The organism is Mesorhizobium sp. M0496, assembly GCF_040321205.1.
In the GTDB taxonomy this organism is placed as follows: Bacteria; Pseudomonadota; Alphaproteobacteria; order Rhizobiales; family Rhizobiaceae; genus Mesorhizobium.
This window is the reverse complement of the sequence record NZ_JAMYRC010000050.1, coordinates 1-17571: the sequence shown is the minus strand read 5'-3', so window position 1 is coordinate 17571 and position 17571 is coordinate 1. Positions and strand designations below refer to the sequence as shown.

At 62.7% G+C, this 17571-nt stretch carries 11 protein-coding genes; 10 read left to right on the top strand and 1 reads right to left on the bottom strand.

All coding sequences use genetic code 11. The features are described 5' to 3' along the window. Positions 1-113 precede the first annotated feature (113 nt). The 9 genes from NKI73_RS28950 to NKI73_RS28910 all read left to right on the top strand — a co-directional run bounded on the left by NKI73_RS28950 (position 114) and on the right by NKI73_RS28910 (position 12852). The gene (locus NKI73_RS28950; protein ID WP_352634866.1) at positions 114-4577 is read left to right on the top strand and encodes a YadA-like family protein; all 4464 of its coding nucleotides are present in this window, start codon (positions 114-116) and stop codon (positions 4575-4577) included. An 8-nt stretch (positions 4578-4585) separates the two neighbouring features. Continuing rightward, complete coding sequence (locus tag NKI73_RS28945; RefSeq protein ID WP_352634864.1) at positions 4586-5164, top strand: invasion associated locus B family protein; 579 nt, start codon at positions 4586-4588, stop codon at positions 5162-5164. 13 nt (positions 5165-5177) lie between these two features. After that, a complete protein-coding gene (locus tag NKI73_RS28940; RefSeq protein ID WP_352634862.1) occupies positions 5178-5864 on the top strand; it encodes a hypothetical protein in 687 nt (228 codons plus the stop codon). 49 nt (positions 5865-5913) lie between these two features. After that, entirely contained in the window at positions 5914-6381 is a 468-nt protein-coding gene (locus NKI73_RS28935) for a DUF4189 domain-containing protein (protein WP_352634860.1), read from the top strand. After that, complete coding sequence (locus tag NKI73_RS28930; RefSeq protein WP_352634858.1) at positions 6378-6914, top strand: invasion associated locus B family protein; 537 nt, start codon at positions 6378-6380, stop codon at positions 6912-6914. Before NKI73_RS28935 ends, NKI73_RS28930 begins: the two co-directional genes overlap by 4 nt. A gap of 354 nt (positions 6915-7268) precedes the next feature. Beyond that, a complete protein-coding gene (locus tag NKI73_RS28925) occupies positions 7269-8717 on the top strand; it encodes a TolC family outer membrane protein (RefSeq protein ID WP_352634856.1) in 1449 nt (482 codons plus the stop codon). 39 nt (positions 8718-8756) lie between these two features. Then, positions 8757-10889: a type I secretion system permease/ATPase gene (locus NKI73_RS28920; protein WP_352634855.1), complete on the top strand. Its 2133-nt coding sequence runs from the start codon at positions 8757-8759 to the stop codon at positions 10887-10889. Positions 10890-10931: 42 nt separating this feature from the next. Continuing rightward, positions 10932-12221 (top strand): HlyD family type I secretion periplasmic adaptor subunit, encoded by a 1290-nt coding sequence (locus NKI73_RS28915; protein WP_352634853.1) that lies wholly within the window; start codon positions 10932-10934, stop codon positions 12219-12221. Further along, complete coding sequence (locus NKI73_RS28910) at positions 12211-12852, top strand: ribbon-helix-helix domain-containing protein (protein WP_352634851.1); 642 nt, start codon at positions 12211-12213, stop codon at positions 12850-12852. Before NKI73_RS28915 ends, NKI73_RS28910 begins: the two co-directional genes overlap by 11 nt. A gap of 24 nt (positions 12853-12876) precedes the next feature. On the opposite strand, the gene NKI73_RS28905 is transcribed toward NKI73_RS28910, so the two are convergent. Beyond that, positions 12877-13821, bottom strand: coding sequence for a transglutaminase-like cysteine peptidase (locus NKI73_RS28905; RefSeq protein WP_352634849.1), 945 nt, complete (start codon positions 13819-13821; stop codon positions 12877-12879). Positions 13822-14145: 324 nt separating this feature from the next. On the opposite strand from NKI73_RS28905, the gene NKI73_RS28900 reads away from it, so the two are divergent. After that, a partial coding sequence (locus tag NKI73_RS28900; protein WP_352634847.1) for a beta strand repeat-containing protein occupies positions 14146-17571 on the top strand: 3426 nt, incomplete at its 3' end.

Genomic DNA, 17571 nt, shown 5'->3' with positions numbered 1-17571 from the left:
CGATATTTTCTCACGAGACAGCAATTTCCTGAAATACCGCAGGCAGGAATCATGTCTTCCTGCTGTCGAGCGGAATTGTCAGACATTTCGTGCCGGCCAGCGGAGAGGGAACCATGACCGACAATCGCATTTCGAGTGACTCGTTCGTCCGGAATCGGGCGGTGAACTTCACCGGGCAGTGGGTCGCGGGTGCCGATCGCGGCTCGCGTTCGGGACGCCGCCGCCTGATGGCGGTGCTGCGCATGGCCCACCGCGTGCTCGGCCTCGGCCGCAAGAATATGGGTCTGGGAACGCTGGGCGTCGGCGGGATGTCGGCGGCGGCGCTTGCCGTGGTGGGGATCATGATCCCGCAAACGGCTTTCGCGCAGCTTGCCATCGGTAATGGGGTTCTGACCAACACTGCGAACTGCACGACTCCCTCTGCCGGGGGGGCAAGCACAGCTATCGGTTGCGGCAGCGTCGCCGCCGGTTCCTCCTCAACTGCTGTCGGCACGGGAGCCCGCGTGAATGGCGACGACGGCGTGGCGATGGGCACGGGTGCCACGGCAACAGGCAACGCTTCGATCGCCATCGGCTACACGATGAGTGCCAATGGCCTCAATGCCATAGGCATAGGTGTCTTTGCAGGCGCAACCGGCGTCAACGCCCTCGCCCTGGGCGGGAACGCCAAGGCCAACGGGGACGGAGCAAGCTCCATTGGCGTCAATTCAGTTGCAACCACAGGCGCAGCCGCGTTTGGCCTGAACGCGCGTGCCGACGGAACGAACTCGACGGCGATCGGCTATGTTACCCGGGCGACCGGACTGCGCGCCACCGCGCTCGGGTTCGGCGCAACAGCGTCCGGGCTGGATTCGCTTGCCCAAGGTAATAGCGCCGTCGCAAGCAACCAGAATGCCATCGCCATCGGATTCCAGGCGAACGCGACCGCGATCAACGCCGTCAATCTTGGCAACAGAACCGTTGCGGGAATGGGCGCCCTTCAAGAGAGCGCCATCGCCATCGGCACGGACGTGAGGGCGTCTCAGGTTGACGCTATCGCGATAGGACGTCAATCCATTGCGTCTGCAGGAAACGCGGTGGCTCTGGGCAAGAACGCGGCGGCCTCGGGCGCTGCCTCCATGGCGCTGGGGTCAGGCGCGGCCTCGACCGCCACCAATTCGTTAGCGGTCGGCGTCAACACACAGGCCACGGGAGCCGGCTCCAGCGCCCTAGGCACATTCTCGATTGCTTCGGGAGCGAACTCGACCGCCGTCGGCAACGCAACTGCCAGCGGTGACCGTTCGTTCGCCGGCGGTCGTTTGGCAACTGCCGGGGGCGCCGATTCCATCGCTATCGGCACGACGGCCAACTCGGCAGGGGTAAGCTCCGCAGCCGTCGGCAACCTGGCCGACGCTTCGGGCAACTTCGCCCTGGCATTGGGCAATGGTGCTGTGTCAAGTGGAGTGGGCTCGGTCGCGGCGGGCTCTGGAGCCCAGGCCACGGACGTCTCCACCACGGCGCTCGGCAACAACGCCGCGGCGACCGCCGCAAATGCCAGCGCGCTGGGATTGGGCGCCACGGCTAGCGGAACATACGCCACTTCGCTTGGTTCCACCTCCAAGGCCACCGGTGCCGGTGCATTCGCGGGCGGCCGTTCGACCACTGCCCAAGGCGACGATTCCGTCGCCATCGGCACGACGTCCTTCGCGGCAGCGGCGAGCTCGACAGCAATCGGAGCGGGTGCGGTGACGCTCGACGTAAATGCGATCGCCATCGGCACCGCCGCCGGCGCGGACACCGCCGACGCGATCGCCATTGGCACCAGTGCGTACGCAAGCGGCGGTAAGGCAGTGGCAATCGGCGCGGACAACGTTGCCTATGGCGACGGCGCGGTGGCCATAGGCGATCCGAGCTTCGCCAGCGGCACCGGCGCCTTCACCGGCGGTGCCAACAACATCGCCAACAGCGATGGCACGGCGAGCGCCACCGCGGCCAATATGGCCAACGGCGCGGTCGCCATCGGCAACAACAACAAGGCCATCGGGCAAGGCTCGGTGGCGCTGGGCAACGGCTCCACCGCGGGCGCTGCCGGCCTTGCGGGCAATGTCGCGCTCGGCGACGGCGCTACCGCGGCGGCGAGTTCCGGCGACGTGGCGCTCGGCTCTGGCTCGGTCACCACCACGGCCGTCGGCACAGCGAGCGGGGCGGTCAACGGCACGACCTATGCGTTCCAGGGCACCAACCCAACCTCGACGGTCAGCATCGGCGCGGTCGGCGCCGAGCGCACCCTGACCAACCTGGCGGCGGGGCGCATCAGTGCGCTCTCGACGGATGCGATCAACGGCTCGCAGCTCTTCGCCACCAACCAGGCGGTCGACGCCATCGGTGCTGCCATCACCAACATCAATATCGGCGGCATCAAGTATTTCCATGCCAACTCGACGGCAGCGGATTCCTTGGCAACGGGTACGGACTCCGTCGCGATTGGACCTGTCGCGACCGCGACCGGGACGAACGCCATCGCGGCCGGTACCAATTCGATCGCCTCCGACGCCAATGCCTCGGCTTTCGGCAGCGGCGCCGTCGCATCGGCCCTCGACGCAACGGCGATGGGCTACATATCCAAGGCCTCGGGCCAATACAGCACCGCTATCGGCGCTAACGCCAACGCGACAGCCACGTCCAGCACGGCGATCGGCCAGAATGCGTTTGCCACCGGCTTTCAGGCCGCGGCTCTTGGCGCGGGTGCGAATGCCGGCGCCCAGAATGCGCTCGCGCTGGGCGCCCTCTCCAGTGCCGGCAATGCAGGCGACGTCGCGCTCGGCTCGGGCTCGGTCACGGCCGTGACGGTCGGCACGCCCAGCACCGTGATCAACGGAACGACCTACGCCTTCCAGGGCACTACTCCGACCTCGACGGTCAGCGTCGGCGCGGTCGGCGCCGAGCGCACCATCACCAACGTCGCGGCAGGGCGGATCAGCGGGTCCTCGACGGATGCGATCAACGGTTCGCAGCTTTTCGCCACCAACCAGGCCGTCGACGCCATCGGCACCACGCTCAGCACGATCGGCGGTTCCCTAACCAATCTCGGCGCCACGATCACCAACCTCGCCGGCGACACCTCGACCGCCTATACCGACGCCAATGGCATCGGCATTCGCTACGCCCGCACCAACGAGGCCGGCCTGGCGCAGACCGATTCCTTCGCGCAAGGCGTGGGCTCCACCGCCGTCGGCTATCAGGCGACCGCCACCGGCGACAGCGCGCTGGCGCTCGGCCGCGACAGCAATGTCAGCATCGACGGTGGCGTGGCGCTCGGTTCCGGTTCGGTCTCGGATCGTGCGGTAGCGCCCGTATCGGGATCGGTTCTCGCCGGCACCGGCCTCGTTCCCTTCAACACCACCGACAAGACACTGCTCGGCGCCGTCTCGGTGGGCACCTCAACGTCCTATCGCCAGATCACCAATGTGGCCGACGGCACGGAGGACCAGGACGCGGTCTCGCTTCGCCAGTTGAAGGGCGCGCTGAGCTCTTTCGCGGTGACAGGGACCAAGTATTTCCACGCCAATTCGACGGCATCGGACTCGGTCGCGGTCGGCGTCGATTCGGTTGCGGTTGGTCCGCGCACGACCGTCAACGGCGACAACGGCATCGGCATCGGCAACGGCGCCATCGTGCAGCAGACGGCGCCGGGAGGCATCGCGATCGGCCAGAACGCGACGGTCAATCAGGCCGACAGCATTGCTTTCGGCACGAACTCGACCGCCAATGGCGCCCAGGCAATGGCGCTTGGCGCCGGCGCCACGGCCAACGAGCCGGGCAGCGTCGCTCTCGGCGCGGGCTCGACGACGGCAGCGGCGGTCGCCACCACCGGCACCACGATCAACGGCGTCAACTACACGTTTGCCGGAACCGCTCCGACGAGCACGGTGAGCGTAGGCAGCGTCGGCAACGAGCGCACCGTCACCAATGTGGCGGCGGGCCGGATCAGTTCCAGCTCCACCGACGCCATCAACGGCAGCCAGCTCTTTGCGACCAACCAGGCAGTCGAGGCAATGCAAGGGAGTGTCGGCGATCTCACTGAGTTCTCCGTCCAGTACGACAAGAACGTGGACGGCAACAAATCCAACTCGCTAACGCTCGCCGGCGGCGACCCGAACGCGCCGGTGGTCATCCACAATGTCGGGGCGGGCGTCGCGAACAATGATGCGGTCAACGTCAAGCAACTCACGGATGGGTTGTCGTTCAACCTGGCGGATTCGAAAACCTATACCGACAAGGTGGCGGGCACCACGCTCCAGCAAGCCAATGCGTACACGGACTCCAAACTTAGCCAGCTGAACATGGACATGGGCGGGGTTCGGAGTGAAGCGCGCCAAGCCGCCGCGATCGGCCTGGCGGCCGCCTCGCTGCGGTACGACGACCGTCCCGGCAAGCTGAGCGTGGCGGCCGGCGGAGGCCTCTGGCGCGGTGAAGGTGCCCTCGCGTTTGGTGCGGGTTACACCAGTGAGGAAGGACGCGTTCGAGCGAATGTGTCCGGCACGGCCGCGGGCGGGCACTGGGGTGTTGGCGCGGGTGTCAGCCTTACTCTGAACTGAGCCAGGTAATGATGAGGCAAGCAGTCTCTGCTGTCGCAATTTCCATGACTTGCCTGCTCCTGTCCGGCCTGTGCGCAGCCGGGCAGGAGGCGGTCCCTGCTGCCGGTTATAGAATAAAGCCTTCCGAAGTCGCGGTGCCTCCGGACGTAAAGCTTGGCGAATATCAACGGACCACTCGCCCGTTCGAGAACTGGACGCTGATCTGTGACGAGAACCTGAAGGCCCGCCAGAAGGTCTGCAACGTCACCCAGATTATCGAGGACCAGGCGGGAAAAGTCGCATTCAGCTGGTCGCTTGCGGCCACCAAGGACGGCAAGCCGTACATGATCCTGCGCACCGCGCCGAACGCCAAGAGCGACGGCCTGGTATCGCTGAAGTTCGATGGGCGGAGCCAGGCAATCGACGTTCACTTGAACGGCTGCAACGAAATGGTCTGCGTCGGTATGCTGCCGGTCGGACCCGTCATGCGCCAGCAGATATCGCAGAGCGCCACGCCGGCGATCTCCTACGCGACCGTCGACGGCCAGACGATCACCGTGACCGCAACACTCAAAGGGCTGACGGAAGCCCTTTCGCCAGTCAAATAACCGAGGCAGCATCGTGAGCCAGCAAGACCCGTTCATCTCCGCAACGCGTGGCCCGAGCGTCGAGCCGGACCGCAAGAGGACCGTCGAGCCCGATCGCAATAGGATCGCCGAGCGGCAGCGGCGGTGGCCGCGCGTTCTCGGCTTCTCGCTGCTGGGGCTGGCCATGATGGGCATCGGATTCGCTGCCGCGAACTATGCCGCGATCGCCGGTCTCGTCGGCACCCCGACCGCCGCGCAGGCCGGGACGGCGCCGCCCACATTGCCGGACTCGCCTTTCCTCGAACACGTCAAGCAGGCCGGCGTGCAGGCCTGCTCGACAATCTTTCCGGTGCTCGGACAGGTTCTGACGACGGGCGCGAAATACAGCGTCAAATCCTTGTGGAACGACCAGGCCGCCGACAAGCACGCGGTGCAGGCCCTTGTCGGCATGGACTATGCGACGGAAAAATACAGCGGACCGGCCGCCGGCGTGGTTTTCGCATCGCCCACCGCGTCGGGTTGCGAAGGCGCGATGGTGCGGGTGGCGCCGTTCGCCAGCCCGTGTTCGGAGATCCCGTCCGTTCTTCCGCAAGGCAGCAAGATTACCGACCATCTCGGGCAGGTCGAAGTGTACGAGCTCGGCGGCAATTCGGGTGAAGCGCTTCTCCTGCCGACAGGCAATAGCTGCGTGGTGATTTCCATCGCGTCGGCGTCGAAGTGAGACACGGGATAGGCGAATGGGCGAGGGCTCCTGGAAAGGATTGCAGACCATGAAATCGCGACGTCTGGCAGTTTTGTGCATGGCCCTGCTGTGGAGCGGGCAAGTCGTGTCGGCCGATCTGGTGGCGCCACCCGAGCCGGAGCCGAAGGAGGAAAAGGGCATTTGGGGGGCGATCGCCTACTCCAGCGCCGACACCAAGCACGGCTTCTTCTGGGGCGCCGACAAGCGCCAGGAAGCGAAGGACGCCGCGATGAAATACTGCGAGAACGCCGGCGGCAAGGGCTGCACTGTTGTCACCGTGTTCCGCAACCACCGCCATTGGAACGACGACGACGAGACCGGCTTTCCCTACAAGCACTGCGGCGCCCTGGCCGTGGCCGAGAAGAAGCAGTCCGACCGGCTGACGTCCTGGGGCGTGAACTCCGCCGAGACCCGCAAGGAAGCGGAAGACCTCGCTTTGCAAGCCTGCGAGGCGGCGGGAGGCAAATGCAACATCCGCGAGTGGGTTTGTACATGAAGCGTGGCCTCAAGGCCGTCTCCGCATGTGGGGCAATCGTATTGTCATTGATGTCGCCGGCGTTGGCCCAGCAACAGGTGGCGGCTGTTCCCGACGGACCATCGTCGCTGCGCGAAGTCTATCAGGACTGGAGCGTGGCCTGTTCCATTCGCGAAAAGGCGAGGGTGTGCTCACTTTCGCAGGACCAGGTCCAGCAGAACGGCCAGAGGCTTCTTGCGGTGGAGATCGCGGGACGCGCGGACGGTTCGACGACGGCTACCCTGCTTCTGCCCTTCGGCATATTGCTCGATTCGGGCGTGACGCTCCAAATCGACGATCAGCCGCCTTTGTCCCCGCAGCGCTTCAGGACCTGCTTGCCAACGGGTTGCCTCGCGGTCTTTGCCATCGACCGGCCGATACTTGGAAAGATGAGAGAGGGCTCGGTGCTGAAGCTCAACGTCACTACGAACGCCGAGACCCCGATGACATTCCCGGTGTCGCTGCATGGCCTGACCTCGGCACTCGACCGTATGGCTGCGTTAAGCGCGCGTTGAAGAAAAACGGGGCCAGCCTGCACCTCGTGGAACTGTCCGAAATAGCGATCCAGCCCCGGCTTCGGCCGCTAATAGCCGATATGATTCTGGCTGCATCGGCCAGCGGGCTTTCGTCTTCTTGTGCTTTCCCACACGTGGCGGCGTCCGGATACAACCGCAGCGGGCCGATATCTATGTGCCATTTTTGTTACATCCCGCCGCTCTTCTGATCTGAATCGCCATTTTAGTGGCGGCTAAACCAATAATCGCTCACAAATTTCATGAATCTGTGAATAATCCCCCAACAGGTAGGCCTTGGCTTGGCCATAGCGCTCAAGTAATAGGGGCGCTGGGGAAACCGTAGGGTGGGTTCATATGAATACGACAAGCATGTCGACCATAGGCAAGCGCCTTGGTCTTTTGATGGCGGCCACCATGCTGACCTGCGGGGGCGCTCATGCGCTCACGCTCAAGGAGGCGATGGCCGTTGCGGTGGAATCCAATCCCGAGATTGGACAGGCAATCGAAAACCGCGAAGCAATCGAGTTCGAGCTGCGGCAGGCCAAGGGCCTATATCTTCCCAGTGTCGATGTCGAGGCATCGGCCGGCGTTCGCCGGCTCGACAATCCATCCCGGCGCTCACTGTCGATAGAGGACGATTCACTCTATCCGGCTGAAACGGATCTTACCGTTTCGCAGACGCTTTATGACAGCGGCGCAAGGCGGGCCGAATTGAACCGTCAGGCATCGCGCGTCGACGGCGCTTCGTTCCGGGTGCTGGAACGGTCCGAATTCATCGGGCTGTCCGTTGTCCAGGACTACCTGGAATACATGCTGCAGGCTTCGATCGTTGCCGAAGCGAAGAAAAATCTCGGCTTCCACCAGGCAATTCTGGGCGACATCCGGCAAGGCATCTCGGGCGGCGCACTGAACGAGGCCGACCGTCAACAAGCCGAGGAACGGCTGTTCGCAGCCAAGGCGCGCATGCAGGAGGCGACCGAGGAACTGGAAGCGGCCAAGATCCGCTTCTTCAAGACAGTCGGAAAGCCACTGACCAGCCCTTCGAGGCCGGGCGATGTCTCGGCCGCGCTCCCACGCTCGCTTGACGAGGCAATAGGGTTGGCGCGGGAAAGCAATCCGCGCGTACATATGGCCAACAGCGACATCGACGCGGCGGCTTCCCTCGTGGATGCCGCGCGGGCAAAATTTGGCCCCTCCATAATCGCTGAAGGTCGCGCCCGGGCGGGAGCTGACATTGACGGCGACGATGGCGACACCACCGACCTGCAGGCGCGTGTGGTCCTGCGCTGGAACCTCTACCGCGGCGGTATCGACAAGGCCAACGAGCAGGAGCAGATCCGCCGTACCAGCGAACAGCGCCTGGCGCTGCATCAGGTCCAGCGCGAAATCGAGGAAGCCGTTCGCACCTCATGGGATCGCCGTTTCCGGCAAGCCGATCTGGCAAAGACCCTGAGGCAGCAGGCCGCCTCCAGTGAGAAGCTGGTCGTTTCCTATCGCGAGCAGTTCAAAGTCGGACAGCGTTCCCTGCTCGACGTGCTCGATGCACAGAATACGCGGTTCAACACGGCGACGCTGGCTGATACCTCGTCCTATGCATCGCTGTTTGCCCAGTACCGGCTGCTGGCCGCGACCGGACAGTTGCTGAAAACGATGAACCTCCAGCCGGCGAAACAAGCGACGGCCTATGCGCGAACCGAGTTTGCGGCACCGGAAACCGCGGACACCGAAACCTATGCGCGGACGCCGTCGGAGCAGAAGAACGACCTGCCTTTCGATATCCTCGCCCCTGTCAGGAAGAAATAAGACAGCACAAGGTCTAGCGAGAGTCCCGACGGGCAGATCGTGAACCAGCAACCAAACATCCTCTCCCCCAAGGAGGCGTTCAAGGCCTGCTTCTCAGCTGTTGCCGGATATCTCGGCAGGCCGAGCGCCGGGACCGTGCTGTTTGCCGGCGTGCCGCTCTCGGACACGCGAATTGAAATCGACGACATCAGGCACCTTGCCGAGCGCATCGGCATGGAAGTCACCGAGTTCAGCCATCGCGACTTTCTCAGGGGCCGCATCGACCTGCCGGCCATCGTCTTTCGCGTCAGCCAGTTGCCCGTTGCCCTGCTCGCTCAAACCGAAGACGGTGCGTATATCACCGCGCCCCAGGAAGACGGCCGCACCGCAATCGGCAGATCGGAACTCGCCGCCAGCTACATCAGCGGCGGAGCGTCCTTCTCGATCACCTATGCCAATGCCGCCGAGGGCATGTCGGTCGGCTCGGCGGCCAAGATCGAGCGGAGACACTGGCTAACGGGGACGATGGGCGCTTTCTGGCGCACCTATTCGAAGGTCGTTCTGGCGGCGGTGTTCATCAACGTCCTGGCCATAGCCTCGCCCATCTTCACGATGAACGTCTACGACAGGATCCTGCCGAACAAGGCGATATCGACGCTGTGGGTTCTGGCAATCGGCATTGGCGCCGTCATCCTGTTCGATCTGCTTTTGAAGACGGCCAGGGCTTCTCTCATCGACTATGCCGGGCGCAAGGCGGATCTTCGGATATCCTATCTCCTGTTCGAGAAAGTGCTGAACTCGTCGCTGTCGGCGCGTCCCGGTTCGACCGGTGAATACGCAAACAGGGTCACGCAATATGAGTTCGTCAGGGAGTTCTTCACCTCGAACACCATCAGCGTGTTCATCGACACGGCATTCGTCTTCGTCTTTCTCCTTGTCATCTATGCGATAGGCGACTGGCTGGTGGTCATACCGGCGCTGGCCTTCGTGATGTCCGTCATCGTCGGCTTGATTACCCAGCGCCGCATCGGCAAGCGCGTCGCCGCCTCGATGAACGAAGCCTCGCAACGCCAATCCCTGCTGGTCGAATCCATCTCCACGCTGGAGACGATCAAGTCGCTGCGCGCCGAGGCGTATCTGCTGCGAAAATGGGGGGAGCACTCCAAGAACGCCGCCAACACGTCCGAGAAGATCAAGCAGCTTTCGGCGGCCGCGGGCAACATAACCCAGTCCATACAACAGCTGGTGACCGTCGCTCTGGTGGTGGCCGGTGCCTACGCCTTCTCGGAAGGGCATGTTTCGACGGGAGCGATCATAGGAACGGTGATGCTGGCGAGCCGGGCCGTGGCTCCGCTCGGCCAGATCGCCATCACGCTGTCCAGGTTCCGCCAGGCCATGCTCTCGTTGAGGATGGTGAACTCGATCATGGCTCAGCCGGAAGACCGACCCGATACGGTGGGTTTCGTCAACCGCCCCATTCGCAACGGGGCGATGGTGTTCAGAAACGTCGGGTTTGTCTATCCCGGCACGGAAAACGAGGTTTTGACCGGCCTGAATTTCTCGGTGAAGCCGGGCGAGCGGATCGGCATCATCGGCCGCATCGGATCGGGAAAGACGACGATGGGCCGGCTGATCGGCAGGCTCTTCCTGCCGACTTCCGGCGAGCTGCTGCTGGATGGGATCGATATTCGCCAGTATCACCCGTCCGAGGTTCGCGCCGCGGTCGGCATCGTTGCGCAGGCTGGCGATCTGTTCTCGGGCACCATCAAGGAAAACCTCCTGATGGCATGCCCCGAGGCTACCGATGAGCAGATCATCGAAGCGGCAAAGGCGGCCGGCGTCGACGATTTCGTCTCGCGCCACCCGCGCGGCTACGACATGAATGTCGGGGAGCGCGGCACCAATCTTTCCGGCGGCCAGAGGCAGACGGTGGCGATCGCACGCCTGCTTTTGACCAAGCCGAAAATCGTCTTTCTGGATGAACCATCGGGCTCGATGGATCTCGCATCGGAACGCCAGTTGATCAAGCAGCTCAAAGTCGCCTTTGACCGAGACACCACGCTGATCGTCTCCACACATCGTTTCAGCATGCTTGAACTGGCCGATCGCCTGATCGTTGTCGAACGGGGCAAGATCGTTGCCGACGGACCGAAGGACCAAGTCATACAGGCGTTGCAGAAAACAAGCGCCTGATAGAACAAATAGTAATGCATCCAATGCGTTGGGGCGTGGGAAATGCTTGCCAGGGAAGATCGACCGCCGCTCTTTGCGTCGGCGTCCATATTCATCATAGGAGCGCTCTTCGTCGTTTTTGTCGCCTGGGCATCCTTTGCCGAAGTCGATGAGATCGCACGCGGCGACGGCAAGGTCATACCCGCTTCCAAGACGCAGATCATTCAGGCGAGTGAAGCCGGTGTCGTTCAGGAAATCGCGGTGACGATCGGCCAGATCGTCAAGAAGAACGATCTCATCATTCGCCTGGACAACACGCTCAACACGTCCAGTCTTGGCGAGCAGCAGGCCAAGGCGCGCGCTCTGGAAGTGCGCATAGCAAGGCTGAAATACGAACAGGCCGGCAATCTCTCGGGCCCATTTCCGTGCCCGCAAGACATTCAGTCGATCGCTCCGCAAATCTGCGACAACGAACAGAAGCTGCTCATCGCCCGACGCGGGAATTTCGACAACAAGCTATCCGTGCTCAAGTCGCGCCTCGATCAGCGCGAGAAGGAACTGGCCGAGGCGATCGCCAATTCCGACCGTCTGACCAAGAACCTGGCCGTCAGCGACCAGGAGGCAAAACTGGTCGACGCGATGGTCAAGAAAGGCCTGATGGCAAGGACCGAGCAGCTCCGGGTGGAGCGTGAACAAACCGAACTCAACGGTCAGCTGAACCTGGCGGGCGAGACCGTCAAGAAGGCCAAGGCGGCGATCACGGAAGCTCAGCTTCAGGTCGAAGAACTTGGCCTGCAATTGCAGCAGGAGGCGTTGGACGACCTTACCCAGGCGCTGGCGGAACTTTCGGTGGTGGATGAAACCATAAGGGGGGCGACCGACAAGGTCGCGCGCACCGATATCCGGTCTCCAGTGGACGGCATCGTCAACACGCTGGAGCTGAATACGGTCGGTGCCTTCGTCCAGCCTGGCGCCGTCGTGGCCGGCATCGTGCCAACCTCCGAGACCTTGCTGGTAGAGGCACGGGTCTCGCCACGGGATGTCGCGTTCATCCGCCCCGACCAGGAAGCACTTATCAAAGTCACCGCCTATGATTTCTCGATCTTCGGCGGCATCGAAGGCAAGGTCTCCAATATCACGGCCGACAGCCTGGTCGATCAGAAGACAGGGGAACCCTATTATCAGGTGCGTGTGGCGACGGACAAATCGACACTTCTGAGAGACGGCAAAGCCTATTCGATCATCCCCGGAATGATCTGTTCAGTCGACATCAAGACCGGGCGCAAGACGATCCTGCACTACCTCCTGAAGCCGATCAACAAGGCGCGTGAGGAGGCGATGAGTGAGCGGTAGCGCCAGCCTCCATCATTCCGATCGCGAGCGGCTGCTGCCTTCAGTCACAGCTGCGGATTTCGGGCTGGAATTTCGGGTCGTGGCGCGCGGCGGCATACGACGCGGCATTCGTCTGGAGCGGGCATTCTGGATGGCGCTGAAGCAGATGGCCGAAAACCGGAAATGCACAATCGGCATGCTCATCGACGAGATCGCCGAAAGCCAGGCGCAGACAGGCAACCTGACATCTGCGATCAGGGTGGCCTGCATGCGCGGATTGGCGGACGAAAACCTGACTTTGCGAAGGCTTGCGTCGATCAATACCATCAACGCCATACTGGTCGCTTGCCCGTCACCGGCCTTTGCCCTGGCTTCGTCGAAGAAGATCCTGACGTTCAACGCGCCTTTCCAGCAGCTGGTCAAGCGTCAACTGCCGATAGCGCCGAGTGATGATGCGCGAAACGACCTCAAGCTGGCGCTGGACCTCAATGTGGCTGATATCTTCGCGCGGCTCGATGCCAATGGCGAAACGCCGGTGGCCACCGGCTTTGTCATCGGCGCCGGTGAGCGTCGATATCGGGGGCAGTTGAATGCGGTGCGCGCGCCGGTGGTCGAGCCGGAGTTGCTGATGGCGTTCGTCTTCGCCGGCTGAATGCACGGCCAATCCAACAAGAACTTACGGCTGAAAACCTTCGCCAGGTGCGACGGTTGCGAAACCGCCTTTGACGTCGGCCATCTGGGCCCCACCCGGTCTCGAGCCGTGGATCCAGGCCCGGTCCGTGCTGAACGAATAGAGCGGAACGTAATCCGGCAGATCGCTGTCGCGCACAACCATGTTGCTCAGGCTATCGAGAATGAAGGTGCCGCTGCCTGTGCTCACCGACAGCACTGCGTGAAAGAAGCCTCGCTTGCGATCCTGGAGAACAACCAGCGCCATGCTCTGCGTTGGAATGCCGGCCCTAAGCAGAGCCGTCATCTTGAGGATGGCAAAATCCTCGCAGTCGCCGGCTCGCCGTTCGAGAATTTCCGACGGCTTCGCCCAATAGTCGAGTTTGCCGTAGACGATACTGTCTTTCCTATAGGCGATCAGGCGATTCACGCTGCTGTTGACGAAGGACAGTTTCTCGCTGAATCCCTTGCCTTGAGCGACGGAGACCATACTGGCAAAGGCCGGGCTCTTGCGCTCGCAGGCGCTGCCCGCCGAGCAGGCGGTGATTGCCCGGTAGACGGGTGCCCAGCGCGCCGCGACCGGAAAATTGCGCATGGACAAGGCAACCGATCCGAATACGCCCGGAATGATCGACGCCGTCTGCACCGGATCTATCCCGGCCGCATCTTGTGCCATTGATGGGCCGTTGCCTCGATCGGCAACCGCCGGGCCATAGCTGCCGAACACCATGCCGATCCGGTAAGGGGCCGCTGGCTGCCAGGGCTGAGGCCTCGCCAACGATACACCGCCGAGACAGGGCGTTGTCTGGACCTTTTCCAGAAGCGTGCCGGTGGCGGCGACATCGCCGGAAACGGCGTTCGCGAATGATGGCCCTGCCAGGCCGACAAGCCCGATTGCCAGCAGGAACACTTTGAGCCCGGTTTTTCCCGAGGCTGAGTTTTCTTTTTTCATGACGCCCACCTTTGACTGTGGACGCTACCAATCTTGTCTCAAATTATTGGAAAGGAAGGTAGGTAACTTTCCCCCAAATCACTTCATCTGTTTTGCATAAAATTTTATGCAAATTTATACTTCTATTTACCAAAGAATCGCGGCTCGCCCCCACCCATTCGGCACCCGCGGACGTCAATATATATCAGGTTATATTGTTGTAGTTTACCACGTGTAAAAAATGCCGAATCATGCATATCGGAATATATGAAATAGATTGCAGGACTGTTGCAAAGCAGAGGTGGCCACTGTCTCTTTCCGGGAAATGACGGAGGGGTTTCAGCAATGACCACCAATATCGATCTGGACAGCTTTTCGGGTTCCATGGACGACCATTCCGCGTCCGGTGAACACAACAGTCAGATTTCGCCAGCAGAGATGCAGGTCGCACAGGCAACGGCGGCACAGCAGCCCGCCCCGGCAGCGTCCGAACCGGTGCCGGTCGATGTCGGCGGAGCGCCCGCCAAGCCGGAGGCGCCGGCGACGGCAAACGCACCCGCTGCGGCCGCACCACACGAATATGTGGCTGACGCTGGCAACATCGTAAAACTTCCGTCCAACGTTTCCATCGACAACATCAAGGTCGACGGCAACAACCTTGTGCTCGAACAGGCCGACGGCTCGGTGATCGTGATCAAGGACGGCGCCTTGCACGTGCCGACCTTCATCATCGGCGACGTCGAGGTGCCGCGCGTTGCCTTGCTGGCAGCGCTGGAAGCAAGCCACGTCGACGTCGCCTTCGGCGCCGACGGTTCCATATCGGCCGGCCCGGGCGGTTCGAACTCGAGCGCAGGCGGAGACTTCTCGGTCCCCCCCGGCGGCATCGGCGACGGGTTCGACCTGTCGGCCCTGTTGCCGCCGACAGCCTTGCAGTTTGGTCAATTGGACCGGCGCGAACTGTTCCCCTCGATCGTCGACAGGCAGGTTACAGTGACTGCCACGTCCTTGCTTGCTCCCAGCGAAGCGGCCAGCGAAACCGGCCTTGATGGCGGCGGAAGTCAATCGCCGGGCAGTGATGCGCCGAGCCATTCGGAAACCTCCAGCGTCGGAACGATCAGCATCGATGCGCCGGATGGAATCGGGTCGATCGTCATCAACGGCGTCACCGTCACCGGTGTCGGCCAGCAGATCCCGGGCGATTTCGGCTTCCTGACGATCGTCTCCTATAATCCGAGCACCGGCGCCATCGAATACAATTACACGGTGACCGAATCGGTCACTCATCCCCAGCAGGGGGACGGATTCAACGAGAACGACACGGTTCCGGACAATTTCAGCATCACTGTCACGGATGTCGACGGAGATACGGCCAGCACCACCTTTGCCGTCGCCATCATCGACGACGTGCCGACGGCGGTTGCCGATAGCGCCACGCAGGCGACCGAGAACGCCGCTGTGACGGTGAACGTGTTCGCCAACGACGTGCCCGGCGCGGACGGGGTGAACATCACCGATCCGGCCAAGGTGAGCTATGTCGCGGGATCGCTGGCGGGCGGCACCGGAACGGTCACCTACCACAATGACGGCACCTTCACCTACGCACCGGTTGCCGGCGAAGAAGGGACGGTGACGTTCCAGTACCAGATCGTTGACAGTGATGGCGACTCGTCGGTGGCGACGGTGACGATCAACCTGTTGAAGGACTCGACGCCGACGATCGATGTGACGCCTCAGGCTCCAGATGCATCGGGGCACAGCGCGGTGAACGAAGCGGGCCTTGCGGTGCGCGGTATCGAGCCGGCGGGTTCGGGCGAGATCGCCGACAACAACGGCACCAACAACAGCGATCCGAGCGAGACGGCGACGGGCTCGCTGAACATCACGACGGGCAGCGACACGATCGGCCACCTCTATGTGACCGACAAGGACAACACCCAGATCGAGGTGACCAATGCGGCCGGCGGCATTTTGGTGCACGGCCAGTATGGCGACCTGACCATCACCGGCACGCCGGGAACCGGCTACACTTATTCCTACACGCTGCTGGACAACACCTCGGGCAACACCACCCATGACGACTTCGCCGTCCAGGTGGTTGATACCGACGGCGACCCGGCCTCCACCACGCTCACCATCAACATCGTCGACGACATGCCGACGGCGCATGATGACAGCGCCACGCAAGCGAGCGAGAACGCGGCGGTAACGGTGAACGTGTTTGCCAACGACGTGCCTGGCGCGGACGGAGTGGCCATCACCGATTCGGCCAAGGTGAGCTATGTGGCGAACTCGCTCAGCGGCGGCGCTGGAACGGTTACCTACCACAATGACGGCACCTTCACCTACGCGCCGGTTGCCGGCGAGGAAGGGACGGTGACGTTCCAGTACCAGATCGTTGACAGTGATGGCGATTCGTCGGTGGCGACGGTGACGATCAACCTGTTGAAGGACTCGACGCCGACGATCGATGTGACGCCGGATGGTGGGACGCCGTCGGTCAACGCAACCGCGGTTGTCGACGAGAAGGGACTGCCGGCGGGAACAGGCGAGGTTGCCGATCCGGCCTTGAACTCGGATCAATCGGAAACCACGGAGGGCACGTTCAACATCACGACGGGCGGCGACACACTGCAGAAGCTCGAGGTGATGGACAAGAACGGCACCTTGGTGGATGTCACTTCTGGTGGCACGGTTCAGGGTGTCAACGGCGTACTGACCGTGACCTTAAGTGGCGGCGTCTATAGCTACAGCTACACGCTCTCGAATAACGTGGCGAACGCCAATCCCAACCAGATCGGGGCCGCCGACCAGGCGACGGGGGAAAATTTCGCGGTAAAGGTCACCGACAGTGACAACGACACGGCCAATGCGTCTCTGACCGTCAAGGTCAACGACGACGGGCCGGTTGCGGTCAATGATGGCGTGCTTGCCAATCATGCGGAGAACGTGACGGATCTGACGATCGGCACGGTTGCCGGAATATTGGGCAACGACCACTACGGCGCGGACGGTGCGGCTGCGTCGGGCTCGCTGGTGATCGGGGCTGGCGACCATGGCGGCACGGTCGCCATTGTCGGTGGCAACCTGGTCTACACCAACACGACGTTGAACGTGGCGAACGGGGCGACGGTCAACGAGACTTTCACCTATACGATCAAGGACGGCGACGGTGACACCACGACGGCGACGTTCCAGGTGACGCTGACGGACACCGGGGTTACGATGGGGGCGGCGCCGGCTAACCTGATCGCCGACGAGGACGACATCGCCGGAGCTGGCGGCAACGCGGGCGGTTCGGGCGACGATGCGCCGGTGCTGTCGGGCCACATCTCCTACACGCTTGGCGCCGACCAAATCGGCGGCGTTGCGCTGTCGACGTCCGGCAATGCGACGGGCCTGCAGACGCTGGCCGGGGTTGCGGTCGACACGATATGGGTCGGCAGCCAGTTGATCGGCTACGTGCAGGGCACGAATCCCAGCCTCGCGGCCAACCAGGTGTTCACGATCGCGGTGACGAACGTCACCAACAGCGGCGCGAACTACATCATGACGCTGCTGCAGCCGGTCCAGCATTCGGTTAGCGGCACGGAAGACAACACGGCGCCGTTCACGGTCACGGCGACGGTGACGGACGCCGACGGCTCCACCGGCACCACCAGCTTCACCGTGGTGATCGATGACGATACGCCGGTTGCGGTCAATGATGGCGTGCTTGCCAATCATGCGGAGAACGTGACGGATCTGACGATCGGCACGGTTGCCGGAATATTG

What these genes read in the sequence shown, in the direction of transcription:
- NKI73_RS28950 (WP_352634866.1), top strand. Translation starts at nt 114, where the DNA reads ATGACCGACAATCGCATTTCGAGTGACTCGTTCGTCCGGAATCGGGCG.
- NKI73_RS28945 (WP_352634864.1), top strand. Translation starts at nt 4,586, where the DNA reads ATGATGAGGCAAGCAGTCTCTGCTGTCGCAATTTCCATGACTTGCCTG.
- NKI73_RS28935 (WP_352634860.1), top strand. Translation starts at nt 5,914, where the DNA reads ATGAAATCGCGACGTCTGGCAGTTTTGTGCATGGCCCTGCTGTGGAGC.
- NKI73_RS28930 (WP_352634858.1), top strand. Translation starts at nt 6,378, where the DNA reads ATGAAGCGTGGCCTCAAGGCCGTCTCCGCATGTGGGGCAATCGTATTG.
- NKI73_RS28925 (WP_352634856.1), top strand. Translation starts at nt 7,269, where the DNA reads ATGAATACGACAAGCATGTCGACCATAGGCAAGCGCCTTGGTCTTTTG.
- NKI73_RS28915 (WP_352634853.1), top strand. Translation starts at nt 10,932, where the DNA reads ATGCTTGCCAGGGAAGATCGACCGCCGCTCTTTGCGTCGGCGTCCATA.
- NKI73_RS28905 (WP_352634849.1), bottom strand. Translation starts at nt 13,821, where the DNA reads ATGAAAAAAGAAAACTCAGCCTCGGGAAAAACCGGGCTCAAAGTGTTC.